The sequence below is a fragment of the Streptomyces sp. NPDC046805 genome (assembly GCF_040645355.1).
Lineage (GTDB): Bacteria > Actinomycetota > Actinomycetes > Streptomycetales > Streptomycetaceae > Streptomyces.
Map to the genome: position 1 here is coordinate 63,099 of NZ_JBEYYC010000012.1, position 25,816 is coordinate 88,914.

11 protein-coding genes are annotated in these 25,816 nt (G+C 72.3%); 8 read left to right on the forward strand and 3 right to left on the reverse strand.

Features of this window, described 5'->3' with window-relative positions; translation table 11 throughout:
• Positions 1-56: 56 nt before the first annotated feature.
• The 6 genes from ABZ910_RS15205 (at position 57) to ABZ910_RS15230 (ending at position 19,951) form a co-directional block, all read left to right on the forward strand.
• Positions 57-13,550, forward strand: a complete 13,494-nt coding sequence (locus tag ABZ910_RS15205) for an amino acid adenylation domain-containing protein (RefSeq protein WP_361364020.1) — start codon at positions 57-59, stop codon at positions 13,548-13,550.
• A 50-nt stretch (positions 13,551-13,600) separates the two neighbouring features.
• Positions 13,601-15,655, forward strand: a complete 2,055-nt coding sequence (locus ABZ910_RS15210; protein ID WP_361364023.1) for a glycosyltransferase family A protein — start codon at positions 13,601-13,603, stop codon at positions 15,653-15,655.
• Positions 15,652-16,422: an alpha/beta hydrolase gene (locus ABZ910_RS15215; RefSeq protein ID WP_361364025.1), complete on the forward strand. Its 771-nt coding sequence runs from the start codon at positions 15,652-15,654 to the stop codon at positions 16,420-16,422. Before ABZ910_RS15210 ends, ABZ910_RS15215 begins: the two co-directional genes overlap by 4 nt.
• A gap of 62 nt (positions 16,423-16,484) precedes the next feature.
• Positions 16,485-17,636: a lactate 2-monooxygenase gene (locus tag ABZ910_RS15220; protein WP_361364028.1), complete on the forward strand. Its 1,152-nt coding sequence runs from the start codon at positions 16,485-16,487 to the stop codon at positions 17,634-17,636.
• A 131-nt stretch (positions 17,637-17,767) separates the two neighbouring features.
• Positions 17,768-19,063 carry an MFS transporter gene (locus ABZ910_RS15225; protein ID WP_361364031.1) on the forward strand — a complete coding sequence of 432 codons (1,296 nt, stop codon included), beginning with the start codon at positions 17,768-17,770 and terminating at the stop codon, positions 19,061-19,063.
• A gap of 144 nt (positions 19,064-19,207) precedes the next feature.
• Entirely contained in the window at positions 19,208-19,951 is a 744-nt protein-coding gene (locus tag ABZ910_RS15230) for an alpha/beta fold hydrolase (RefSeq protein WP_361364034.1), read from the forward strand.
• Positions 19,952-20,027: 76 nt separating this feature from the next.
• Here ABZ910_RS15230 and ABZ910_RS15235 read toward each other — a convergent pair whose 3' ends face one another.
• Positions 20,028-21,122, reverse strand: a complete 1,095-nt coding sequence (locus ABZ910_RS15235; protein WP_361364037.1) for an exo-alpha-sialidase — start codon at positions 21,120-21,122, stop codon at positions 20,028-20,030.
• 231 nt (positions 21,123-21,353) lie between these two features.
• On the opposite strand from ABZ910_RS15235, the gene ABZ910_RS15240 reads away from it, so the two are divergent.
• Positions 21,354-21,947 (forward strand): hypothetical protein, encoded by a 594-nt coding sequence (locus tag ABZ910_RS15240; RefSeq protein WP_361364040.1) that lies wholly within the window; start codon positions 21,354-21,356, stop codon positions 21,945-21,947.
• Positions 21,948-22,146: 199 nt separating this feature from the next.
• Here the strand turns inward: ABZ910_RS15240 and ABZ910_RS15245 are convergent, their stop codons facing one another.
• Entirely contained in the window at positions 22,147-23,814 is a 1,668-nt protein-coding gene (locus ABZ910_RS15245; RefSeq protein ID WP_361364043.1) for an acyl-CoA dehydrogenase family protein, read from the reverse strand.
• An 81-nt stretch (positions 23,815-23,895) separates the two neighbouring features.
• On the opposite strand from ABZ910_RS15245, the gene ABZ910_RS15250 reads away from it, so the two are divergent.
• Positions 23,896-24,654, forward strand: a complete 759-nt coding sequence (locus ABZ910_RS15250) for a PaaX family transcriptional regulator C-terminal domain-containing protein (RefSeq protein ID WP_361364045.1) — start codon at positions 23,896-23,898, stop codon at positions 24,652-24,654.
• Between the two features lie 44 nt (positions 24,655-24,698).
• Here the strand turns inward: ABZ910_RS15250 and ABZ910_RS15255 are convergent, their stop codons facing one another.
• Positions 24,699-25,778 (reverse strand): NADH:flavin oxidoreductase/NADH oxidase, encoded by a 1,080-nt coding sequence (locus tag ABZ910_RS15255; protein WP_361364048.1) that lies wholly within the window; start codon positions 25,776-25,778, stop codon positions 24,699-24,701.
• Positions 25,779-25,816: the final 38 nt, after the last annotated feature.

Genomic DNA, 25,816 nt, shown 5'->3' on the forward strand with positions numbered 1-25,816 from the left:
AGGAGGAGCGGGTGCGCCCGGTAACGAGAACGGCGCCGCGTCCGGCGGCGGTTCCGATGTCTTTCGCACAAGCGCGTTTCTGGTTTCTCGGACAACTCGACGGGTCGAGCCATACGTACAACCTGCCGTTCGTGTGCCGCCTGCGGGGGAGCCTGGACATCGCGGCTCTGCGGGCCGCGGTGGGAGACGTCGTGGCGCGGCACGAGACGCTGCGGACCGTGCTCCGGGAGGTCGACGGGCAGCCGGTGCAGGTCGCTCTGCCCGCCGGGTCCGTGGTCGTCGACGAGGAGCGCTGCGACGAGGCCGGGTTGTCCGAGGCGCTGGACCGTGCGGTGGAGTACGTCTTCGACCTCGCGGAGGTCGCCCCGCTGCGGGTGCGCGTCGTCTCGGTGGGCGCGGACGACCACGTGCTCGTGATGCTGTTCCACCACGTCGGTTACGACGACTGGTCCGCGCGGCCGCTGACCCGCGATCTGGCCGAGGCGTACGCGGCCCGATCGGTGGGACAGGCGCCGAAGTGGGAGCCGCTGCCGGTGCAGTACGCCGACTACGCGCTGTGGCAGCGCGAGGTGCTGGGCGCGGAGGACGATCCCGAGTCGGTGGGCAGCCGGCAACTGGCCTTCTGGACCAAGTCGCTGGCCGGGCTTCCGGTGGAGCTTGACTACCCGAAGGACCGCCCCCGTCCCGCGGTGGCCTCCGGCCGACGCGACGGCTTCGTGCTCGACCTCGACGCCGAACTGCACGCCGCACTCGCCGAGTTGGCCCGATCGACCGGCACGACCCTGTCGATGGTGGCGCACGCGGCGCTGGCCACGGTCCTGACGCGGCTCGGTGCCGGCACGGACATCCCGATCGGCTCGCAGGTCGCCGGACGCGGCGATCGGGTCCTCGACGATCTCGTGGGCTGCTTCCTCAACACGGTGGTGCTGCGGATCGACACGTCGGGCGGTCCGACGTTCCGTGAGCTGCTGGCGCGGGTGCGGGAGACGAGCCTGGCCGCGTACGCGCACGAGGACGTGCCGTTCGAGCGGGTCGTCGAGGCGGTCAACCCGCCCCGCTCCGCCGGCCGCAACCCGCTCTTCCAGATCCTGCTCCGCGCCGATCACGACACCGCTACGGAACTCCGCCTGGACGGCGTCGAGGTGACGGAGCTCCACCACGGCCCGCAACTGGGCACGTTGGACCTCGCCGTACACCTGCGGGCCACGACCGACGCGCAGGGACGGCCCGGACCGGTGCGTGCCGAAGTGTCCTTCGCCGTCGACCTGTTCGACCCCGCCACGGCCCGCGCACTCGTCGACCGCGTCGTACGGGTACTCCGTGCGGTCGTGGCGGATCCCGGCCGGTCGATCGCCGACATCGGCATACTCGGCGCCGAGGAACGGGTCCGGCTGCTGCGACACGGAACCGGCCCCGAGCCGGACCCCACGGTCTTCGGTGAGCCGTCGCTCCAGGAGGCGTTCCGCCACCAGGCCGCCCGCACGCCGTCCGCCGTCGCCGTGCGCTGCGCCGGACGCAGCCTGACCTTCCGCGAGCTGGACGAGCGGTCCAACCGGCTGGCGAACCGGTTGATCGAGGCGGGCGTGGGACCCGAGAGCCCGGTCGCCACCCTGCTGAGCCGCACCGTGGACCTGGTCGTCGCGCTGCTGGCCATCGTCAAGGCGGGCGGCTTCTACGTCCCGCTGCATCACGCGTCCCCGAAGGACCGGATGGAGTGGGTGCTGGGCGAGTGCGGTGCCGGCGTCGTGCTCACCGACGCGGCCATGACCGCCCGCGGACTGCCCGCCGCCCACCGTGTCATCGCGGTCGACGACCCGGAGCTCGACGCCTGTCCGGCCACCGATCCGATGGTGGCCGGCCACCGGGAACAGCTCGCCTACGTGATGTACACCTCCGGCTCGACGGGCGAGCCGAAGGGCGTCGCCATCACCCACGACGACGTCTTCGAGCTGGTCGGCGACTCCATGTTCACCCCGGGCGACCACGACCGGGTACTGCTGCTCACGCCGTACGAGTTCGACCCGTCGACGTACTCGTTCTGGTTCCCGCTGCTGCACGGCGGGCGAGCCGTCATCGCGCCCGAGGCCGACCTGACGGTGGAACGGCTGGCCCGGGTGATGCAGCAGGAGCGGATCACCGGTGTGGACATCACCGCCGGTCTGTTCCGGGTCATGGCCGAGGAGTACCCGGAGTGCTTCGCCGACGTCCGCGTGGTGCTCACCGGCGGCGACGTCGTCTCCCCGGTCGCGGTCCGCCGGGCGCTCGAACACTGCCCGGGCCTCCTGGTCCGCGTCAACTACGGCCCGACCGAGACCACGCTCTTCGCCACGTCGTGGCCGTGGCGCACCGCCGCCGAGGTGCCCGCGCCCGTGCCCATCGGCATCCCGCTGGACGGCATGTACGCCTATGTCCTGGACGAGCGGCTGGAACTGGTGCCGCCCGGCGTGGTCGGCGACCTCTACCTCGCCGGCACCGGACTGGCCCGGGGCTACTTCCGGCGCGCGGACCTGACCGCCGAGCGCTTCGTCGCCGACCCCCACGGCCCGGCGGGGTCGCGGATGTACCACACCGGTGACCGCGTCCGATGGACCGCCGACGGCCTGCTGGACTTCGTCGGCCGCGCGGACGGGCAGGTCAAGATCCGCGGATTCCGCATCGAACTGCCCGAGATCGAGGCCGTCCTCGGCACCGCACCGGGCGTGCGTCAGGTCGCCGTCGTCGCGCGTGAGGACCAGCCCGGCGACAAGCGACTGGTGGCCTACCTCGTCGCCGACGACGACCTGGACCACGCCGCCGTCGACGAGCATGTCCGGCGAAAGCTGCCGGAGTACATGGTGCCGAGCGCCTTCGTCCTGCTCGAGCGGCTCCCCCTGACGCCGAACAACAAGGTCGACCACCGGGCGCTCCCCGTGCCCGAGATCGCCGGCGGCGGTGAGATCAGCCCGCCCCGGACACCGACCGAGGCCGTCCTGTGCGACCTCTTCACCGAACTGCTCGCGCTCGACCGGGCGGTCGGCATCGACGAGAACCTGTTCGAGCTGGGCGGCCACTCGCTGATGGCGACCCGGCTCGTCTCCCGGATCCGTGCCGCGTTCGGCTGCGAGCTGTCGCTGCGGACCGTGTTCGAGACGCCGACGCCTGCCGGACTCGCGGTGCGCGTCGACCAGGCGCCCGCGGCACGCCCCGCCCTGCTGCCCGCCGAGCGCCCGGAGCGCGTGCCGCTGTCCTCGGCCCAGCTTCGCCTGTGGTTCATCCACCGGCTGGAGTCGACCTCGGCCGCGTACTCGCTGCCGCTCGCCGTCCACCTCACCGGACGGCTGGACGCCGCGGCCCTGGAGGCCGCCCTGCGCGACGTGTTCGCCCGCCACGAGAATCTGCGCACCGTCTTCCCCGAACTCGACGGTCAGCCCTACCAGTTGGTGCTGCCCGTCGAGAAGGCCTTCCCCTCCCTTCCCGTGGAACAGGTCGACGACATCGACTGCGCGCTCCGGACGCACGCGGGCGCCCTCTTCGACCCGACCACCGAAGTGCCCCTGCGCGCCCACCTGCTGCGAGTCGCGCCGACGGAACACGTGCTGCTGCTCACCATGAACCACATCGGCAGCGACGGCTGGTCGATGCGCCCGCTGGCCCGGGACCTGGGGGTGGCGTACGCCGCGCGGCGGGCCGGGCAGGCCCCCGACTGGGAGTCCCTGCCGGTCCAGTACGCCGACTACACCCTCTGGCAACGGACCATGCTGGGAACCCAGGAGGTCCCGACCGCGCTCGCCGCCCGCCAGTTGGACTACTGGCGGCAGACGCTCGACGGCTGCGTGGACGAGCTGGACCTGCCCACGGACAACCCCCGCTCGGCGGTCGCCACCTACCGTGGCGGCCGGCTGCCCCTGGTGATCGACGCGGACACGCACCGGGCGATCGCCGCCCTCGCGCGCGCCACCGACACCACCGTGTTCATGGTGCTGCACGCGGCTCTCGCCACCCTGCTCCACCGGCTCGGCGCCGGCACCGACATCCCCATCGGCACGTCCCTGGCCGGCCGCACCGACGCCGCCCTGGACGATCTGATCGGATTCTTCGTCAACACCCTGGTGCTACGCACCGACCTCGGCGGCGACCCCACGTTCCGCGAACTCCTCGACCGGGTACGGCGGACCGACCTGGCCGCGTACGAGCACCAGGACGTGCCCTTCGAGTACGTCGTCGAGGCGCTGAACCCGAGCCGGTCGCTGGCGCGCAACCCGCTGTTCCAGGTGATGCTGGAAGTCAGCGTCGCGAACGACCGCTACCGCGTCGACCTGCCCGGACTCACCTCGCGGACCGAGGCGCTCGCCACCGAGAGCACCCCGTTCGACCTGCTGTTGACCTTCGACGAGCAGTACGGTGCCGACGGAACCCCGGCCGGCCTCACCGGCGCGGTCGAGTTCTCCGGCGACCTGTTCCACCCGGACACGGCCGGGCTGATCGGCGAGCGGTTCGCCGCCCTGCTGGGGCGTCTCGTCGCCGAGCCCGAGCAGAGCCTGTCCGCGGTCGACCTGTTCGTCGACGGCGAGCGTGAGCGGGTCCTGCGCTCCTGGAACGGCAGCCCCGTGGAGCTCCCGCCGCTGCAACTGCCCGAACTGTACGAACGGCAGGCGGCGCGGACACCGGACGCGCGGGCCGTGAGCGCCCCCGACGGTGAGCTGACGTACGCCGGGCTGAACGAGGAGGCCAACCGGCTCGCGCATCTGCTGCTGGCCCGGGGGATCGGCCCCGGCAGCTCCGTCGCGGTGGCGCTCACGCACAGCGCCCGCCTCATCGTCGCCTTCCTGGCCGTGATCAAGGCCGGGGCCGCGTACCTTCCCATCGACACCACGCACCCCGAGGACCGGATCAGGTTCGTCCTGGAGGACACCCGCCCGACGGTCGTGCTGACGACCGAGGCCGACGCCGGGTCGTACCCGGGAGAGGTGTGGGCGCTGGACGGCACCGGCCTGCGCGCCGAGCTCGACCGCGCGGCCACCCACGATCCGGTCGACGCCGACCGCCCGGCCCCGGTGACCTGGGAGACCCCCAACTACATCGTCTACACCTCGGGTTCGACAGGCCGGCCCAAGGGTGTCGTCCTCCCCTGCCGGGTGCTCATCAACGCCGTCGCTTGGAGCACCACGGTCGTGCCCGCCGAACCCGGCTCCCGGCTCGCCCCGTTCAGCGCGGTCGGTTTCGACATCTCCGAGTACGAGATGCTCGTGGCGCTGCTCACCGGCAAGGCACTCTGGGTCTCGGACGAGAACACCCGCCTCGACCTCGCCCGGTACGCCGCCTGGCTGGACCGGGAGAAGGTCACCGAGCTCAACGCACCCGACCTGGTCATCGCCACCGTCTACGACGAGGCCATCGAGCAGGGCCTGGCGATGGACGCCCTGCGCCATGTGACGCAGGGCGGCGAGGCCCTCCAACTGACGCCCCGGGTCAGGGAGTTCCACGCCACCCGGCCGTGGGTGACCCTGCATAACCACTACGGCCCGTCGGAGACCCATGTCGTCACCGGCCTGGCGCTGCCCGAGCGGGTCGCGGACTGGCCGGCCACGTCCTACCTCGGCGGACCGATCTGGAACACGCAGATCCATGTGCTGGACCCGCAGTTGCGCCCGGTGCCCGTCGGCGTCCCCGGCGAGCTCTACCTGGCCGGCGAGTGCCTGGCGCACGGCTACCACGACCGGCCCGACCTGACCGCGGCCCGCTTCGTCGCCAACCCCTTCGGCGCACCGGGCGCGCGCATGTACCGCAGCGGCGACATCGGCCGGTGGCGTGCCGACGGCAGCCTCGACTACCTCGGACGGGGCGACGACCAGGTCAAGATCCGCGGAATCCGGGTCGAGTTGGGCGAGCTCAACGCGGCGATCGCCGCCCATCCGGCCATCGCGCAGGCCGCGACCGTGCTCCGCGAGGACCGTCCCGGCGACAAGCGGCTCGTCGCCTACGTCATTACGGCACCGGGAGCGACGGCGCCCTCCCCGGCCGAACTGCGCCGGCACGTCGGCATGTCCGTACCCGAGGCCGTCATCCCCTCGGCGTTCGTCCCCCTTGCCTCCCTCCCGCTCAACGCCAACGGCAAACTCGACCGGCACACGCTGCCGGCTCCGGACTACACCGCGGTCACCGCAGAGAGCCGGCAACCGGCCAGTGTGCGCGAGGAGATCCTGTGCGGTCTCTTCGCGGAGGTGCTCGGGGTCGGCGCCGTCGGCGTCGACGACAGCTTCTTCACTCTGGGCGGCCACTCGCTGCTGGTCACCCGGCTCATCTCGCGGATCCGGGCCTCCCTGGGCCTGGAGGTCCCCGTGCGGCTCGTCTTCGAGGCCTCGACCCCGGCGGAGCTGGCCCGCAGGCTCGACAGCGCCGACCGCGCGCTGCCCGCGCTGACCGCGGGTGTGCGACCCGCCCATGTGCCGATGTCGTACGCGCAGCGGCGGCTGTGGTTCCTCAACCAATTGGAGGGGCCGAGCGCCACCTACAACCTGCCGGTGACCTACCGGATCAACGGACCGCTCGACGTGGACGCGCTGCAGGCGGCGCTGAACGATCTCGTGGAGCGCCACGAGAGCCTGCGCACCGTGCTGCGCGAGGTCGACCGGCAGCCGGTTCAGGAGGTGCTGGACGCCGCTCCGGTCGGCATGGAGCGGACCGGGTGCGCCGAGCACGAGCTCGACGAGACGATACGGCGGACCTTCGGGCACGCCTTCGACCTCTCGGGCGAACGGCCGGTCCGGGCCACGCTCATCGCCGTGGACGGCCGCGACGAACATGTACTGATCCTGCTGTTCCACCACGTGGTGGGCGACGGCTGGTCCATGCGACCGCTGGCCCGTGATCTGACCGAGGCGTACGCGGCGCGGTCGGCGGGACAAGCCCCGCAATGGGAGCCGTTGCCGGTGCAGTACGCGGACTACGCGCTGTGGCAGCGCGAGGTGTTGGGGGCGGAGGGCGATCCCGAGTCGGTGGTGAACCGGCAACTGGCCTTCTGGACGGAGAACTTGGCGGGTCTTCCGGCGGAGCTGGACTACCCGAAGGACCGCTCACGCCCCGCGGTCGCCTCCGGCCGGGGCGAGGCGTTCGTGGTCGACCTGGGCGCCGAACTGCACGCGGGGATGACCGAGTTGGCCCGCTCGACCGGCACCACCCTGTCGATGGTGGCGCACGCCGCGCTGGCCACGCTCCTGACCAGGCTCGGCGCCGGCACGGACATCCCGATCGGCACACCCGTCGCCGGACGCGTGGACGAGGCCCTGGACGGCCTCATCGGGTTCTTCTCCAACTCGCTGGTGATGCGGATCGACACGTCGGGAGACCCGACGTTCCGCGAACTGCTGACGCGGGTGCGCGAGACGAGCCTGGCCGCGTACGAGCACCAGCAGGTGCCGTTCGAGCGGGTCGTCGAGGCGCTGAACCCACCGCGCTCCGCGGGCCGCAACCCCCTGTTCCAGATCATGCAGCAGGTCAGCTTCGACGGCGACGCGGTGCCCGAACTGCCCGGCCTCGACGTCGAAGAGCTCTCCGCCCACCTCGACGCCGCACGGTTCGACATCTCGATCATGCTCCAGGCCCACACGGTGGACGGCCGGCCCGGCCCGATGGAGGCCATCGTCCGCTTCGCGGTGGACCTGTTCGACGTGCCGAGCGCCCGGCGGTTCTTCGACCGGCTGATACGGGTGCTGCACTCCGTCGTGGCCGACTCCGCCCGCCCGATCAGCGATGTCCGGATCCAGAGCGACGAGGAGCACGCACGGCTGGTCCGGCAGGGCACCGGTGCCGTACCGGAGACTGACGCGCCGGTGCGGCGCACACTGCCCCAGGCATTCCGGGAGCAGGCCGAGCGCACCCCCTCGGCGGTGGCCGTGCACGCCGCGGGGCGCGACGTGACGTACCGCGAACTGGACGAGCGGGCCAACCGGCTGGCACACCGGCTCATCGCGGCCGGTGCCGGTCCGGGGCAGCCGGTCGCGATGCTGCTGGAGCCGACCGTCGAGGCGGTCGTCGCCGCGCTCGCCATCCTGAAGGCCGGCTCCTCCTGCGTACCGCTGCGCCCGGCCCTGGAACCGGACCACGTGCGGCGGGCACTGAGCCGGTCCGGCGCCCGGGTACTGGTCGCCGACGAGACGACGGCCCCGCGGGCCCCTGAGGCCGTGGACAGCCTGATCCTGACCGATGGCGCCGACCTCACCGGGCTGCCCTCGACCGATCCCGGTATCGCCGTCGATGACGATCAACTCGTCTGCCTCCCCCTGCAGTTGGGCGACGAGTCGACGTACCTCGACGTCACCCATCGCGACGTCGTCAACGTGGTCGGCGACTCACTGTTCACCGAGGCGGAGCCCCGGCGGCTTCTCCTCGTCGCGCCGTACGGCTTCGATCCGGGCGCCCCGGGCCTCTGGTGTCCGTTGCTGCGCGGCGGGACCGTCGTCCTCGCCTGCCCCGAGGACATGGCCGCCGAGCAGCTCGGCTGGCTCGTCGAGGACGAGGAGGCCGACGCCGTCGACCTGCCCACGGGCTTGTTCGCCGCCGTGGCCCAGGACCGACCGGAGGCCCTCGCGGGCGTCGGCGAGGTCCTGGTGCGCGGCCGGACCCCCTCCACCGACGCCGTCCGGCGCGTCCTCGAGAGCTGCCCGGACATCCGGGTGCGGATCTGCTACGAGCCGGGCGGCCGCGCTCCGTTCATGACCTCGTACGCCTGGCATCGTGCGGAGGACGTACCGGACGGAGCGCCGATCGGGCGGCCGCGGGACGGCGTCGCGGCGTACGTCCTCGACGACGCCCTCGGCCTCGTGCCCGAGGGCGTGGTCGGAGACCTGTACCTGTCCGGGCCCCGCCTGCCCCGCGTCGGACTGGACGTCGGCGGCGCGGGCGCGGCCCGGTATGTGCCGGACCCGCGCGACCCGGGCGGCGCGCCGCTGTACCGCACCGGCGACCGAGCCCGCTGGACCCGTGACGGCCTACTGGAATACGTGGGCGGCCCGGGAACGGCGCAGATCGGCGGTCGGCCCGTCGACCTGCGGGAGATCGAGGCCGCGCTGGCGTCCTGCCCGGGCGTGGCCGAGATCGCGGTGACCGTCCACGGTCACCCCGGCGACGCCGAGCGGCTCGTGGCGTACGTCGTCGCCCATGAGGAAGCCGGGAAGGTCGACGAGGCCGCGCTGGAGGACCACGCGAGGCGGCTGCTGCCCGCGTCCCTGGTCCCCGATGCCGTGGTGGGCCTGGACGCGCTGCCGCGTACCGCGGAGGGCACGCTCGATCACGACCGGCTGCCCGCCCCGGCCCGCGCCGAGGCCCAAGCCGCCCGCCGCGCTCCGGCCGGCGCGCGGGAGGAGATCCTCGCCGGTCTCTTCGCCGAGGTCCTCGGGGTCAGCGCCGTCGGCGTCGACGACAACTTCTTCGACCTCGGCGGCCATTCGCTGCTCGCCACCCACCTCGTCTCCCTGATCCGGGCCGCCTTCGACTGCGAGATCGCGGTCGGCACGGTCTTCGAGGCGACCACGCCCGCCGCCCTCGCGCGTCACCTCGACGCCGCGAGCCGGGCCCGCGCGGCGTTGACCGCGCGGGAACGGCCGGCGGCGGTGCCGATGTCGTACGCGCAGCAACGCCTGTGGTTCCTCGACCAGTTCGAGGGGCCGAGCGCCACCTACAACCTGCCGTTCCTCTACCGCCTCGCGGGCCCGCTCGACGCCGACGCGCTCGCACTCGCCTTCACCGACGTCGTGACCCGGCACGAGGTCCTGCGGACCGTGCTGCGCGAGGAGGACGGCCGGCCGGTGCAGGTGGTACTGCCGCCCGTGCCGCAGACCCTGCACCGGTCGCACTGCGTGGAGGCGGAGCTGCCAACGGCCCTGCAACGGGTGGTTGAGCACGTGTTCGACCTGTCGGGTGCGCCGCCGGTCCGGGCCGACCTCATCGCACTCGACGGCACCGACGAGCATGTGCTGACCGTGATGTTCCATCACAGCGCCACGGACGGACTGTCGGCGCGGCCGTTCGGCCGGGACCTGGCCGAGGCCTATGCGGCGCGGTCCGCGGGACAGGCGCCGCGGTGGGAGCCGTTGCCGGTGCAGTACGCGGACTACGCGCTGTGGCAGCGCGAGGTGTTGGGCGCGGAGGGCGATCCCGAGTCGGTGGTGAACCGGCAACTGGCCTTCTGGACAAAGACCCTGGCGGGTCTTCCGGCGGAGCTGGACTACCCGAAGGACCGCCCGCGTCCCGCGGTGGCCTCGCAGCGCGGCGACGGCTTCGTGCTCGACCTGGACGCCGAACTGCACAGCGCAATGGCGGAGTTGGCCCGGTCGACCGGCACCACGCTGTCGATGGTGGCGCACGCGGCGCTGGCCACGGTCCTGACCCGGCTCGGTGCCGGCGCGGACATCCCGATCGGCACCGCGGTAGCCGGACGGGGGGACCAGGTCCTCGACGATCTCGTGGGCTGCTTCCTCAACACGGTGGTGCTGCGGATCGACACGTCGGGCGATCCGACGTTCCGTGAGCTGCTGACGCGGGTGCGGGAGACGAGCCTGGCCGCGTACGCGCACGAGGACGTGCCGTTCGAGCGGGTCGTCGAGGCCGTCAACCCGCCGCGCTCGGCGGGCCGCAATCCGCTCTTCCAGGTCATGCTCCAGGTCCTCTTCCACGGCGCGACCGCCCTGGAGCTGCCCGGGGTGCGGGCGGAACGGGTCACCGCGTTCCAGCAGCGCGAGAAGTTCGACCTGTCGCTGACCCTGTCCGCCGGCTTCACGGCGGACGGACAGCCCGGCCCCATCGAGGCGTTCGTCCGTTTCGCGGCCGACCTGTTCGACGCCGCGACCATCCGCACGCTCTTCGCGCGCATGGTGCGCGTGCTGGAGTCCGCCGCGGCCGACCCGGCCCGGCCCATCAGCGCGATCGACGTCCTCGACGCGGCGGAGCGCCGGCGGATCCTCACCGAATGGAACGACACCGCGACACTGGGCCCCACGCCGGACACCTCGGTGGCGCGGATGTTCGAGGCGCAGGTGGCGCGGACGCCCGACGCCGTGGCCGTCGTCTGCGACGGCGTGGAGCTGTCGTACGCCGAACTGGACGCCCGCGCCAACCGGTTGGCCCGCCGCATCCGCGACGAGGGAGCCGGACCGGAGTCGGTGGTGGGCCTCTGTCTGCCGCGCGGCCCGGAGATGGTGACGGCGATCCTGGCGACCTGGAAGGCGGGGGCCGGATATCTGCCGATCGACCCCGCCTACCCCGCCGAGCGGATCGCGTTCATGCTGGCCGACAGCCGTACGGCCCTGCTGGTCGGCACCCAGGCGGTGCTCGCGGAGCTGCCGACCGGGGGGACACCGGTGCTGGCACTGGACGATCCGGCCACGGCGACCGCCCTGGCGGCGACGGCGGCCGATTCCCCCGGGGTCGCCACGGCATCCGGCGGGCTGGCCTACGTGGTGTACACCTCCGGCTCGACGGGACGCCCCAAGGGCGTGGCGGTCACACACAACTCCCTGGTCAACTACCTCACTTCAGTCCCGGACCGGGTCGGGCTGGGGGAGCCGGGTGCCCGCTACGCGCTGCTGCAGCCACAGGTCACCGACCTGGGCAACACCGTGGTGTTCACCAGCCTCACCACGGGCGGCGCCCTGCACATCCTCGACGCGCACGCGGTCACCGACCCGGCGGCCGTGGCCGGTTATCTGGCCGACCACCGCATCGACCACGTCAAGATCGTCCCCTCTCACCTCGCGGCGCTCGCGGCCGCCTACGGAGTGCAGCCGCTGCTGCCGGCACGCTCGCTGATCCTCGGTGGCGAGGCCGCCGCGCCCGAGCTGGTGGGGACCCTGCTGGAGCCGGCGGGCGACTGCGCGGTGTTCAACCACTACGGCCCGACGGAGACCACGATCGGCGTGGCCACCGCGCGCCTGAGGGCGCAGCCGTCGGCCGGGGGAGCCGCCCCGATCGGCAGCCCGATCGCCCACACGCGCCTGTACGTGCTCGACGACTCCCTCAACCCGGTGCCGCCCGGCGTGACCGGAGAGCTGTACATCGCGGGCGAGGGGCTGGCGCGCGGGTACGTCGGGCGTCCCGACCTGACGGCGGAGCGCTTCGTGGCCTGCCCGTTCGAGACGGGACAGCGGATGTACCGGACCGGAGACCGCGCCTGGGCCATGGCGGACGGGCAGGTGGTCTTCGCCGGCCGTGCCGACGAACAGGTCAAGGTCCGCGGCTTCCGGATCGAGCCGGGGGAGGTGCGCGCCGCGCTGCTGGCCCACCCCGAGGTCGGGCAGGCGGCCGTGGTCGCCCGCGAGGACGCCTCCGGCGAGACCGCGCTGGTCGCCTATGTGGTACCCGACGGCGAGGCCCCGGCCGGCGACGCGGCGCTCGCGCCACTCGTCCGCACGTTCCTCGGCCGACGGCTGCCCGCGCACATGGTGCCGTCCTCCGTCGTCGTACTCGACCGGCTGCCCCTGACGGGCAACGGCAAGCTGGACCAGCGGGCCCTGCCCGATCCGGAGCACGCCACCGGGGCGGACTCCGGAGGCGAACCGGCCACCCTCCAGGAGAAGCTGATCTGCGAGCTGTTCGCCGAGGCCCTCGGCCTCGAACGGGTCGGTCTCGACGACAACTTCTTCGACCGGGGTGGCCACTCACTGCTCGCCACCCGGCTCACGACCCGGATGCGGGCCACCTTCGACACGGCGTTCTCGGTCCGCGCCGTCTTCGAGGCGCCGACGCCCCGGCAGCTCGCGCGCCACCTCGTCACGGACGGTCGCCGGCAGGCCTTCGACGTCGTGTATCCGATGCGGACGGAGGGCTCCGAACCACCCCTGTTCTGCCTGCACTCCGGCGGCGGTCTCAGCTGGGTGTACAGCGGACTGCTGCGCCACCTGGACCCGGAGATCCCGTTGTACGGAATCCAGTCGCCGGCCATGTCGGACACCGGGCGGCGCCCGGCGAGCGTGACCGAGGTGGCCCGGGAGTACGTCACGCACATGCGCACCCTCCAGCCCTCCGGGCCGTACCGGATGATCGGCTGGTCGCTGGGCGGCGTCATGGCGCACGAGGTGGCCGTACAGCTCCAGGAGGCCGGCGAGGAGGTGTCCCTGCTGTCGATCCTCGACACCAACATGGTGCTCGACGAGGACGCCATGGGCACCCCCTTGCCCGAGGAGTACCTGCGCTACGCACCGGGCGATCCGGCCGTCATGGCGCGGGAGATCGAGGAGCTGGCCGAAACCGTACCGACGCTGAAGCTGCTGCACGGCGACGAGCAGCGCCTGGCCCTCAGCGCCTACCGCTACCACCGCCAGATCCGCAGCCGCCATGTGCCGCGGGTCTTCCGGGGAGACGTCCTCTTCTTCCGGGCCACCGCGGACAAGAGCGAGATCATTCCGCCCGAGCGCACGTGGGGTCCGTATGTCGACGGGCGGTTCACGGAGATCCACATCGCGTGTGGGCACTATCAACTGCTGGCCATGGCACCGCTGGTGACGGTCGGCCCGGCCCTGTCCCGGCAGCCGCTGGGCACGATCGGCGAAGCGCTGAACAAGGCGCTCAGGGCGACGTGACGCACGGCCCCGGCCCCGCCCCAACTCCACTCACCAGTCTGGGAGCAGACATGACGCACAGCCCGTTCCACCGGCTCTGGACCGACCTCCGCCAGGACGAACCCGTGGACGTGACCATGGGCAGCCCGCTGCTGCGCCTGCACATGACCTCGGACGTCGACCCCGTTCTGCCCGAACAGATCGCACGGGCCCGAGGCGTGCTGAGGACGCGCGCCGACGTCCTCGACCGCGGCGCCGACCCCGCACCGGTGCACGACGCCCAACGAGAGGTGGTCGAGGCCTTCCTGGAGGGCCGGGCCGGCCACTTCCCCGAGGATCAGCTCCGTCCGCTGGAGGGTGCGGCGGCCTTCGCCGAGGAGGGCCGTGACATCTTCCTCGTCGTCAAGTTCATGGACGAGGCCCCGCACATCGACGCCACCTTCCGGTCGCTGCTGGGCCAGCAGGGCATCGACCTGGGCCGGGTGGTGATCGTCGCCGTCGACAACAACTCCACCGACGGGTCCGACGAGATCGTCAAGGACATCGCGGCGGCGAACGACGGACCGGTACGGATCGTCTACATCAACCAGGACCAGCCGGGCGCCGGCCACGCGGCACGCCTCGGCGTGGACCGCTGCATCGCCACGGTCCGCGCCATGTGCGCGCACGACGGCAGCTGGGAGCGGCTGCAGAACGCCGTCATCGCCGTGTCGGACGGCGACACCGTCTACCACCCCCACGTCCTGCGGGAGTTGGTGCGCGTCTTCGACGAAAGCCCCTCGGTGGACGCCGTCATGCCCTTCCTCACCTACAAACTCACGGCGGCGCTACGCCTGTTCGCCGACCACGTTCCGGTGCGGCCGGAGCTGCTGGAGCCGCACGCCGATCCGACGCGGGCGGTCGAGGTCCCCGTCGACCTCTCCGGGGAGCTGGCGTTCCAGGCCCTGCCCCGTCACGGCAGGCGACTCGTCGGGGACGTCATGCGCGTCCGCGTCGAGAGGGCCGAGGACGTCGATGTCCCGCTGTGCAACACCGACGAGCTCGGGCGGCGGTTCGGGGTGCTGCGCGATCCCGGCGGACGCGTCGCCTACGTGATGGAGGACCGTTCGCTCGTCCTGACCGACGCCCCGGTCTCCGGGGACGACGCCGCCCTGACGTTTCTGGAGAACGGCCTGATCAGGGAGGACGAGAAGTGGCGCTGGCATGCCGTGATCGGGCACGACATCTTCCTGACGTGGCTCTTCGCCGGCATGGGCGCCCCGGAGGAGATGATCTATCCGGACACGAGCGACGCCCTCAAGGCGATCCGGGTCTGGGCCTTCGCCATCGGCGGCCAGCACCAGCTGCGCAGGCCCGGACTGCGCATCGTGACCGGCAGCGACTACCAGTCCGGACGCGTGCTCCAGGCGACCGGCTGCACGGTCCGGCTGGCCTCGGCCGAGGCGTCCGCGCAGACCGAGACGGACCGCCTGATCAAGATGGTCCGGAACCTGCGGAAGAACCAGGCGGTCTTCTACGGCCAGACGCGGGACTCGATGATCGAGCGGGCGAGCGGCCTCTACGTCCACATGACCCGCATCCAGGGCGACATCGAGCACGAGGTGCGCGCCTACGGCGACGACGACTTCCGCCGGAACATCTTCCCCGAGCGCATCCTCTTCCCGCTGCGGTGGATGTTCCAGAACGCGGTCCGCTTCTACGCCCACGACGAGCCCGAGGCTCAGCGCCTCGTCCGTGAGCGCTTCCTGGAGGTGTTCTTCGGGGAGCGCGCGGCCGAGGTCGAGAAGAAGTGGTTCTGCGACGACGTGCTCGGGACCGTCCGGTCGGCGTCGCACGACGAACGCCCGGACCGGGCCGAGCGGGTGGCGGAGCAGATCATCGCGGAGAACTACGCGGACATCCTCTCCTGCTACCAGCGGACGCTGCGTGACTTCTTCCGCCACCAGCGGGTGCCCGAGGAGCGGTACGAGTGGCTGCTCAGCGACGTCGAGCGGTCGCGCAACGCCCTGCGGGAGGCTCCGCCGGAGGTCGACCCGGCGTCGGTGTGGGAGGGACGGGAATTCGTGATCGACGTCAACCGCGGCCAGGTCGTGGAGATGAGGTCGGGCGAGGAGGCGGCCGTATGAGGGTCGATCTCTGGGACGGTTCCGTGCCCCACGCGCTGAGCACGGACGACGTCATGCCCCATCTCGACGTCCATCTGCCGCCGCGCGAACACGCCACCGGCGCCGCGATGCTGGTGTTCCCCGGCGGTGCGTACACGTTCCTGTCCGAGAAGTCGGGTGTGCAGTACGCCCGTTGGCTGGCCACCGAGGGAATCGCCGCCGCCGTCGTGAACTTCCGCCTCGGATCGGCCGGCCATCGCCATCCGGCCCTGCTGGCCGACGCCTGGCAGGCGCTCGCCCTCATGCGGTCCCATGCCGGCGCGTGGGGCATCGACCCGGAGCGGATCGGCGTCATCGGGTCGTCGGCGGGCGCCCATCTCGGCGCGATGATGCTCACCGGATCTCCGCCCGACGGCTCCGCGGGCGCGCGTCCGGCACTGGGAGTGCTCTGCTATCCCGTCATCTCGATGAACGACCCGCTCGCGCACACCGAGACGCGGAAGAACTTCCTCGGGGACCACGCGGACGACGAGGAGTACCGGACACGGTTCTCCGCGGAACACCGCATCGACGAACGGGTGCCACCCTGCTTCGTCTGGCACACGCTCGACGACGAGGAAGTGACCGCGGACAACGCCACCACCTTCGCGCGCGCGATGCACGGTGCCGGAATCAGCTGCGAGCTGCACCTCTACCAGTCCGGCCCGCACGCCATCGGCCTGGCCAGGAACAGGGGCCTGCACTGGACCGCCGACTGCACCCGCTGGCTGCACGACAACGGATTCTGACCCCGCCCGACGGGTCGTCCGCTCACGAGGAACCACCCCTGGCACGCGGAAAGTTGGTTACTGTGGCATTCTCCGATTTCCAGTTCGAGATCTACCGCGACGGCCTGACCGGCCGGAAGCCGTCGCAGCCGGTGGACGTGGCCGGCCTGCAGGAGGCCGTGCGCAGGCGACTCGACGGCACCGCCTACTGGTACGTGGCGGGTTCCGCCGGCACCGGCGACACGGCCCGGGCCAACTGCGACGCGTTCGCCCGCCGGCGCATCGTCCCCAAGATGCTGTGCCCTACGAGCACCCGGGATCTGCGCACCGAGCTCTTCGGGAAGACCTACCCGGCACCGCTCGCGCTGGCCCCGGTCGGCGTCCAGTCCATCGTGCACCCGGAGGGCGACCTCGCCACCGCCCGCGCGGCCGCGTCCCTGGGCATCCCGATGACCCTGAGCACGGCCGGCTCCTACGCGATCGAGGAAGTCGCCAAGGCCGACGGCCCCCGCTGGTACCAGCTGTACTGGCCGCACGACGACGAGGTCACCCTGAGCCTGCTGGACCGGGCGCACAAGCACGGTTACGAAGCGCTCGTCGTCACCCTGGACACCTGGACGCTCGGCTGGCGCCCGCACGATCTGAACCGCGCCTACCTGCCGTTCCTGCGCGGCAACGGCCTCGCCACCCCGTTCTCCGACCCGGTCTTCCGCTCGCGGCTCGCCCGGCCCGTCGAGGACGACATCGAGGCGGCCATCGAGGCCTGGATCCCGATGTTCAACGGCCGGGCCCACACCTGGGACCAACTGTCGCTGCTCCGCGACAACTGGGACGGACCGATCGTGCTCAAGGGCATCCAGCACGTCGACGACGCCCTGCGCGCGGTCGACGCGGGCATGGACGGCGTCGTCGTCTCCAACCACGGCGGGCGTCAGATCGACGGCGCGATAGCGTCGTTGGACGCGCTGCCGGGGATCACGGAGGCGGTCGGCGACCGGCTCACCGTGCTGTTCGACTCCGGAGTGCGCAGCGGATCGGACGTGTTCAAGGCACTCGCCCTCGGGGCCCGTGCCGTGCTGCTCGGCCGCCCTTATCTCTGGGGCCTGGCGAACGGCGGAGAAGCGGGCGTCCGCGACGTGGTGCGCAGTATCCTCGCGGAGCTCGATCTGACCCTCGGCCTCGCGGGTTTCGAAACACCGGCGGAGCTCGACCCGACGGCGCTGGCAGGCGGATGACCATCCGCCCCGGCCCCGCGGCCCGCTGACGTCCGACCAGTACCTCACGCCACCATCCGGCGTCTGATCCACCCTGCAACCGCCGACGGCCACCTGGGTCCGAGGTGTTCCGGAGAGAGGACAACGATTCTGTGAACAGTCCAGTGCCCAGCGGAACCGAGGCTAAGGACGAGGAGGCGCCGAAGGGCCCCTGGCTGGTCCGGCGCGGTCTCGTCCCGAGATCACGCGCACAGCAGGTCCTCGCTCTGGCGACGTTCGTCAACATGATCGGCAGCGGCGTCTACATGGTCAGCGCCGCGCTGTACTTCACCCGCGTCGTCGGCCTGTCGTTGGCCGAGGTCGGCGTGGCCATGGGTGTCGCCGCGGGTGTCGGCCTCTTCTCCGGGGTTCCGGTCGGGCGCCTCGCCGACCGGAGGGGACCGCGTGAGGTCTATCTGTGGATGCTCGTCATCCAGGGCGTGGCCATGGGGCTGCTCGTCCTCGTGCACTCCTACTGGCTCGTGCTGGTGGCCCTGTGCCTGGGTGAGCTCGCGCGGTCCGCGGGCGGCGCCGCACGAGGCCCGCTCGTCCGCGGGATCGGCGGCTCCGAACTCACCCGCTACCGCGCCTACCTCCGCTCGGTGGCGAACCTCGCCGGCAGCTGCGCCGCCATCGCGGCGGGCTTCGCGGTGCAGTTCGACTCCCACTCCGCCTATGTGGCCCTGATCGTGGGCAACGCGCTGAGCTTCGTGGCCAGTGCCGCGATCATCGCCGCGCTTCCCTCGCTGGCGCCCATTCCCTCGCCGCCCAAGGCCAGCCGGTGGGAGGTCCTCAAGGACCGGCCGTTCGTCGCGGTCACGGTGATCGACGGCATCATGTCGATCCATCACCAGGTGCTGCTGTTCGCCCTGCCCCTGTGGATCGTCGGCCACACCGACGCCCCCCGCTGGCTGGTGGGCGCCTCCGCCCTGATCAACACCGCCCTGGTGGTGCTGCTCCAGGTCAGGGCCAGCCGCGAGGTCGACGACAGCGTCTCCGCGGCCCGGGCCATGCGCCGCTCGGGCCTCGCGTTCTTCGCCGGAATGGCGTCGATAGCCCTGGTCGCCGGTCTGCCCACGTGGGTCGCGCTCGTCGGGATCGTCTTCGGTATCTTCGTCCACACCGTCGGCGAACTGTGGCACACGGCGGGCTCGTTGGAGCTGCGGTTCTGCCTCGCTCCGGCGCACGCGCAGGGCCAGTACATGGGACTGTTCGGATTCGGCGCCGGGCTCGCGAACGTGGTCGCGCCGTCCCTCCTCGCCCTCTTCTGCATCACATGGGGAGTGACCGGCTGGCTGGTGCTCGGCGGCGTGTTCGTGGTCACCGGTCTCGTGACCCCGCCCGTCGTGCGGTGGGCGCAGCGGACGCGTCAGTTCGAGGACGTGGAGCAACTGTCGGAAGCGAGCTGACCCTCGCGGGATAGGCCGGGCCGTGCCGGAACCGCTCAGCGGATTCCGGCCGACCCGGCCGCACGCGGACGGCGGCGGTGAGGGGGGTACGGAGTGGGGTTGTGGATACGGCGGTCTCCCGCCGGGGCTCAGGAGCCGGTACGCGTGGTCTGCTTTCCGCACGCGGGCGGAGCCGCAGGCTACTACCACGCCCTTCTCGGGAATTCCCTGGCGGGCAGCGGCATGGCCGCGGTGCAGTATCCGGGCCGGCACGACAGGTTGGCGGAGCCGTGTCCCGGCAGTGTGCGGGAACTGGCGGAAGGCGTCCTTCCGGAGTTGCGTGAGCACGCCGCGGGCCGACCCCTCGTCCTCTTCGGGCACAGCATGGGGGCGCTGGTCGCCTTCGAAGCGGCGCACCTGCTGCGGGAGCAGGGGCTGACACCGGCGGCGCTGGTGGTGTCCGGTCAGCAGGCTCCGCACCATCCGGCATCGGCCGATGCCGAGGGGGTGGACCGGCTGAGCGACGAGGACCTCGTGGCACGGCTCGTACGGCTCGGGGGCACCGCGGCCGACGCGTTCAGCGACCCCGAGATGCTGGACCTCGTCCTGCCCGCGACGCGGGCCGACTTCCGTGCCGCGGCCGGCTACACCTACACGTCCCGGCCGCCGCTCCCGGTCCCCGTCACCGCGATCGTCGGCGACCGCGACTCCGGCGTGAGCGAGGCGGGGGCCGGATCGTGGTCCACCCACACGACGGCCGGCTTCGCGTTGCGTGTGCTGCCCGGTGGTCACTTCTACCTGGCCGAGGCCGCCAATACGCGGCAGGTCGTCGAGGCGATCCGGGCCGCGCTGCCGCCCGAGCCGCGGCGAGCCCCGGCCTCGGCCTGGTTCCGTCACGGGGCGCCGTAGAGGCCGCAGAGGTCGTAGAGCGTCACGGGACCTCGTAGAGGTCGTGCGGAACGAGGAACCTCACCGCGGATCCCTCTCAGCCGACCACCGCGGCGCGTACGCACAGGACGTCCGGCAGGTGGGTGGCCAACTGCCGCCAGCTGTCGCCGTCGTCGGCCGAGGCGAACACCTCGCCGTTGCGGTTGCCGAAGTACACACCCGCCGGGGCACCGCTCTCCGTGTCGTCCGTACAGAGCGCGTCGCGCAGCACCGTGCCGTAGTGGGCCTCGGTCGGCAGGCCCTGCGCCAGCGGCTCCCAGTTCTTGCCCGCGTCGCTCGTACGGAAGACCCGGCAGAGATGGTCGGCGGGTACGCGGTCGATATCGGCGTTGATCGGGAAGACGTACGCCGTGTCGGCGCGGTGCGGATGCGCCGCCGCCCCGAAGCCGAACGTCGACGGCAGACCGTCGCCGATGTCGGTCCAGTGCGCGCCCGCGTCGTCGCTGCGGTACACCCCCCAGTGGTTCTGCAGGTACAGCCGGTCCGGGTCGGCCGCGTCCTGGGCGATCTTGTGCACGCACTGGCCGAACTCCGGGTTCGGCTCCGGCTGGAACACCACCTGCACACCGGAGTTGGACGGCGTCCAGCTCGCGCCTCCGTCGGTGGTGCGGTACACCCCGGCCGCCGAGACGGCGACGGTCACCGCCTGCGGATCGCGCCGGTCGGTGACGATCGTGTGCAGTCCCTCACCGCCGCCGCCCGGAACCCACCGGGAGCGCGTGGGGTGTTCCCACAGCGGCCGGACGAGTTCGAAGCTCTCGCCACGGTCCGTCGAGCGGTACAGCGCGGCCGGTTCCGTGCCCGCGTACACCACGTCCGGTTCGGCGGCGGCCGGGTGCAGCTGCCAGACCCGCTCCAGCGAGGCGCCGGTGTCCTGGGGGAACTTGACCGCCGGCTGGGCCGGTTCGGTCCAGGTGCGGCCCAGGTCGTCGGAGTGGAACACCGACGGGCCCCAATGGGAGCTGTCGCCGCCGGCCAGCAGTCTCGGGGTGCTGCCACGGGTGTCGATGGCGACCGAGTAGATCGCCTGTGCGTTGAAGTAGGGACTCTCGTCGAACTCCCACGCGCCGCCTCGCCGGCGCCCGATGAACAGGCCCTTGCGGGTGCCCACGGCGAGCAGTACCTCGGTCATGCCGATCACCTCCAGGACGTCTTTGTCACAGGTAGTCCTCAGACACGGCCCAGTCTGCACCCCGGCACTGACAGTGCCCTTGAGAGTCGGCGTCGGTGCAGGTCAGCGGGGGCTCTTCGGCCTGTCGCGGCGTGGGTCGGCGATCGCGGCGAGCACGGACGTGAGCAACGAGGGGCCGTCCTTCGTATGAGAGGGCGGGCGGTCCCGCCCGTCCGTGTGCGCGTGAGGAGGATGCCGTTGAGGGCGTTCCGTGGTCCGAAAGTGTGGCTGTGGCGCTGGCGGCGCAACCCGCTCAAGCGCCGTGACGACGCTCTGGAAGCCTGGGTGGTGCTCGGTGCCTGGCTTCTCACCGTCGTGGCCGGGGTGCTCGCCGGTCTGACGGCGGCCCGGTCGGTCGAGCAGGGGCTGGCCCGGGAGCGCCTCACCTGGCGCCCGGTCGTGGCACGCGTCGCCCAGAAGGTGCCGGGTTCCGCCGCCCCCGACTCCATTGCCCCCAGGGGTGAGCGGGTGTGGGCGGAGGTGCGCTGGACCGTGGCCGACGGCTCCTCGCGCACCGGGCAGGTCCGGATCGCCCCCGGCAGCAGGGCCGGCACTCCGGTCACCGTCTGGACCGACCCCCGGGGCCGCCTCGTCAGCAGACCCGCCACCGCCTCGGAGGCCCGGCTCCACTCCGGCCTGGTCGGCGCTCTGGTCGGCGTGTGCGCCGCCGCCGTCCCCCTCGTCACCGGCTGCGCCCTGCGCGAGCGGCTGGAGCACCGCCGTATGGACGCGTGGGACGCGGAGTGGGCCCGGCTGGGGGCTCAAGGGGGCCGCACAGCCGGGTGAAGCGGGGCGACTCGCTCCATCCGTGAAGCGCGGCGGCAGATGACGGAGAGCGGTGCGTCCATGGGCCTATGGGAGGTCGGTGGCGCGTCCCGCCAACGGGACATGGGCCGACGCGCCGCCGACCACTTCACTCGACAGCAAGCGTCACGCCGTCGAGAGGGCCCCGCAACGCGCGAACGGCGGGGCCCGACGGCCGGGGTCAGTTGTGGTCCGGCAGCGCCCGCTCCAGGATCGCGTCGAGGTCGGCCCCGCCCGGCAGCGTGCCGAACGAGTGCCCCCAGTCGCCGCCCAGCCGGGTCGCGCAGAACGCGTCGGCGACCGCGGTCGGCGCGTACCGGACCAGGAGGGAGGCCTGGAGCGTCAGGGCCATCAGCTCCACCAGCCGTCGCGCGCCCGTCTGATCGGCCTCGGTCAACCGGTCCTTCAGCCGCGTCACGGCCGCGTCCAGCCGGGCGTCCGCACCCTGCGCCGCCGCGAGTTCGGCGAACAGGGCCTCCACGGTGGCGGGTTCGCGGCCGAGCGCGCGCAGCACGTCGAGCGCGTTGACGTTCCCCGAGCCCTCCCAGATCGACAGCAGGGGGGCCTCCCGGTAGTGGCGGGGCATGCCCGACTCCTCCACGTAGCCGTTGCCGCCCAGGCATTCCAGGGCCTCCGCGGTGAAGGCGGGGCCTCGCTTGGTGACCCAGTACTTGCCGACGGCGGTGGCGATCCGACGGAAGGTCTGCTCCCCGGCGTCCCCGCGCACCGCCCGGTCCGCAGCTCCGGCCAGTCGCAGCGTGAGCGTGGTGGCGGCCTCCGACTCCAGCGCCAGATCGGCGAGGACGTTGCGCATCAGCGGCTGGTCGACCAACCGGGCCCCGAACGCGCTGCGGTGGCGCGCGTGATGCCCCGCCTCGACGAGCGTCTTGCGCATCAGGGCCGCCGAGGACATCACGCAGTCCAGGCGGGTGCAGTTGACCATCTCGATGATGGTCTTCACACCCCGCCCCTCGGGACCGACCAGCCACGCGACCGTCCCGTCGAACTCCGGTTCGCAGGAGGCGTTGGACCGGTTGCCGAGCTTGTCCTTGAGCCGCTGGATGCGGAAGGTGTTGCGGCTGCCGTCGGGCAGGACGCGCGGCACCAGGAAGCACGACAGGCCGCCCGGGGCCTGGGCCAGTACCAGGAACACGTCGCACATCGGCGCCGACGTGAACCACTTGTGCCCGCGCAGCGTGTACACGCCCGGCTCGGTGGTGGGCGTGGCCGCGGTGGTGTTCGTCCGGACATCGGAGCCGCCCTGCTTCTCGGTCATGCCCATCCCGGCCAGCAGGCCGCGCTTCTCGGTGGGCACCCGCAGCCCGGGGTCGTACTCCCGGCTGGTCAGCAGCGGTTCGTAGACCTTCGCGAGCTCCGGCTGGGCGCGCAGCGCGGGTACGGCCGCGTACGTCATCGACGTCGGACAGCCGTGGCCGGCCTCCGTGTGCCCCCACACCAACCCGCCCGCGCTGCGGGCGACATGGGCGCCGGGACGGTCGTCCGCCCAGGGTGCGCCCGCGAGGCCCTCGGCGACCGCGGTCCGCATCAGGTGGTGCCAGCTCGGGTGGAAGTCGACCTCGTCGATCCGGTTGCCGTACCGGTCGTGGGTGCGCAGCTCCGGCTCGAAGCGGTTGGCCTGCTCGCCCCACTCCTGTGCCTCGGCGCTGCCGGCCCGCAGGCCGAGCCGCCGGATGCCGTCCTCCGCCCAGCCCGCGCCCTCCCGGAGCAGGCCCTCCATCAGGGCGGCGTCGGCCGACGCGTCGTACGGGGCGAGGGGCGGGGCCTGGTTGGTGACGTCGTGCGTGGCGTACTGCGGCTGCGGCTGTTCGGGCGCGGGTGTCGAGACCATACCGCCATGTTGCACTCTTCGTACGGCTGTAGCAATGATGCAACAAGAGGAGATGTGGAGAGCGCACGTACAGTCGTGGCCATGCGGATCAACGTGTCAGAGCAGCGCGGCGAGCTCGATCTGCGGCCGCTGTCCGCGCGGTCCGTCGTGTTGAGCCTGCTGCTGGGCAGCCATCCGCCGGAGCTTCCGGTGAAGGACCTCGTCCGGCTGGTGGAGCCCTTCGGCGTCGGCGGCTCCACCCTGCGGGCCGCGCTCAGCCGCATGGTGGCCGCCGGCGACCTGCGGCGCACGGACGCCGTCTACGGGCTCAGCGAGCGGCTGCTGGCCCGCCAGCGCCGCCAGGACGACGCGGTGCACCCCCGCACACGCGCGTGGGACGGCGACTGGGAGATGGTCGTGATCACGGCTACGGGCCGGGGTCCCGCCGAACGCGCCGAGCTGCGCGCCCGGTTGGCCGCCCTGCGGCTGGCCGAACTCCGCGAGGGCGTCTGGCTGCGGCCCGCCAACCTGAGCCGCCCGCTGCCACGGGACCTGGAACACGTGGCCCAGTCCTACACCGCTCGTCCCGACCGGCCGCCCCGCGAGCTGGCGGCCCACCTGTGGCCGCTGGACGGCTGGGCCGCCGCCGCGCGGTCCCTGCTCGCCCACGTGACCGGCACCGACTGCCCGGCCGACCGCCTCACCGCCTTCGCCGCGGTCGTACGGCACCTGCTCACGGACCCCGTCCTGCCCGCCGCGCTCCTGCCCGCCGACTGGCCGGGCGACGACTTGCGCGCCGCGTACGCCGCCTACCAGCGGGAGCTCACCGGTGCGGCGGGACGGCAGGGGCGGGGCGACTGACGCGGTGCTCGTGCCGCAGCGCCGCCCCGGTACGCCTCCGAGTGTCAGACGGACCGGAGGTACTGGTCCGGCACCCGCACCTCGTCGCCGAGCTCGCGCGCCGCATGGCGGGCCCACGACGGATTGCGCAGCAGCTCGCGCCCGAGCAGCACCGCGTCGGCCTCGCCGTTGGCCACGATCTTCTCCGCCTGCTCCGCGTCGGTGATCATGCCGACGGCGGCGACCGGCATCGGCGTCTCGGCCTTCACACGCGCGGCGAACGGGACCTGGTAGCCCGGGCCGGTCGGGATGCGGACGCCGGAGGCGTTGCCGCCGGTCGAGACGTCGAGGAGGTCGATGCCGCGGGCGTGCAGGTCGCCCGCGAAGCGCACGGTGTCGTCCGGGGTCCAGCCGCCCTCCTCTAGCCAGTCGGTCGCGGAGATGCGGAAGAACAGCGGCTTGTCGTCCGGCCACACCTCCCGTACGGCGTCGACGACCTCCAGGGCGAAGCGGGTGCGGTTCTCGTACGAGCCGCCGTAGGCGTCGGTGCGGTGGTTGGAGTGCGGGGAGAGGAACGAGTTGATCAGATAGCCGTGGGCGCCGTGGATCTCGGCGATCTCGAACCCGGCGTCGAGCGCGCGGCGCGCGGCGGCCACGAACTGGCCGACGATCTCCCGGATCTGATCCACCGTCAGCTCGTCCGGCACCGGGTGGCCGTCGGCGAACGCGACCGGGCTCGGTCCGAGCGGCTGCCAGCCGTGCGCCTCCGGGCCGACGGGCTCGCCGCCCTTCCAGGGGCGCTCGGTCGAGGACTTGCGGCCGCCGTGGGCGAGCTGGATCGCGGGCACCACGCCCTGGGCGACGAGGAAGCGCGTGATCCGGCGGAACGCCTCGACCTGGGTGTCGTTCCAGATGCCCAGGTCGTACGGCGAGATCCGGCCCTCGGGGGAGACCGCGGTGGCCTCGACGATGATCAGGCCGGTGCCGCCGGTCGCGCGCGCCCCGTAGTGGGCGAAGTGCCAGTCGTTCGGAGCGCCGGCCAGCGGGCCCTCCGGGGCGGCCGAGTACTGGCACATCGGAGGCATCCAGACCCGGTTGGGGATGGTCACTTCGCGCAGGTTGTACGGCTCGAAGAGCGCACTCACGGCGGACTCCAATCATCGTCAGGAGGTTCGCCGCCACG

What these genes read in the sequence shown, in the direction of transcription:
- ABZ910_RS15240 (WP_361364040.1), top strand. Translation starts at nt 21,354, where the DNA reads ATGCCGTTGAGGGCGTTCCGTGGTCCGAAAGTGTGGCTGTGGCGCTGG.
- ABZ910_RS15210 (WP_361364023.1), top strand. Translation starts at nt 13,601, where the DNA reads ATGACGCACAGCCCGTTCCACCGGCTCTGGACCGACCTCCGCCAGGAC.
- ABZ910_RS15205 (WP_361364020.1), top strand. Translation starts at nt 57, where the DNA reads ATGTCTTTCGCACAAGCGCGTTTCTGGTTTCTCGGACAACTCGACGGG.
- ABZ910_RS15235 (WP_361364037.1), bottom strand. Translation starts at nt 21,122, where the DNA reads ATGACCGAGGTACTGCTCGCCGTGGGCACCCGCAAGGGCCTGTTCATC.
- ABZ910_RS15215 (WP_361364025.1), top strand. Translation starts at nt 15,652, where the DNA reads ATGAGGGTCGATCTCTGGGACGGTTCCGTGCCCCACGCGCTGAGCACG.
- ABZ910_RS15245 (WP_361364043.1), bottom strand. Translation starts at nt 23,814, where the DNA reads ATGGTCTCGACACCCGCGCCCGAACAGCCGCAGCCGCAGTACGCCACG.
- ABZ910_RS15250 (WP_361364045.1), top strand. Translation starts at nt 23,896, where the DNA reads ATGCGGATCAACGTGTCAGAGCAGCGCGGCGAGCTCGATCTGCGGCCG.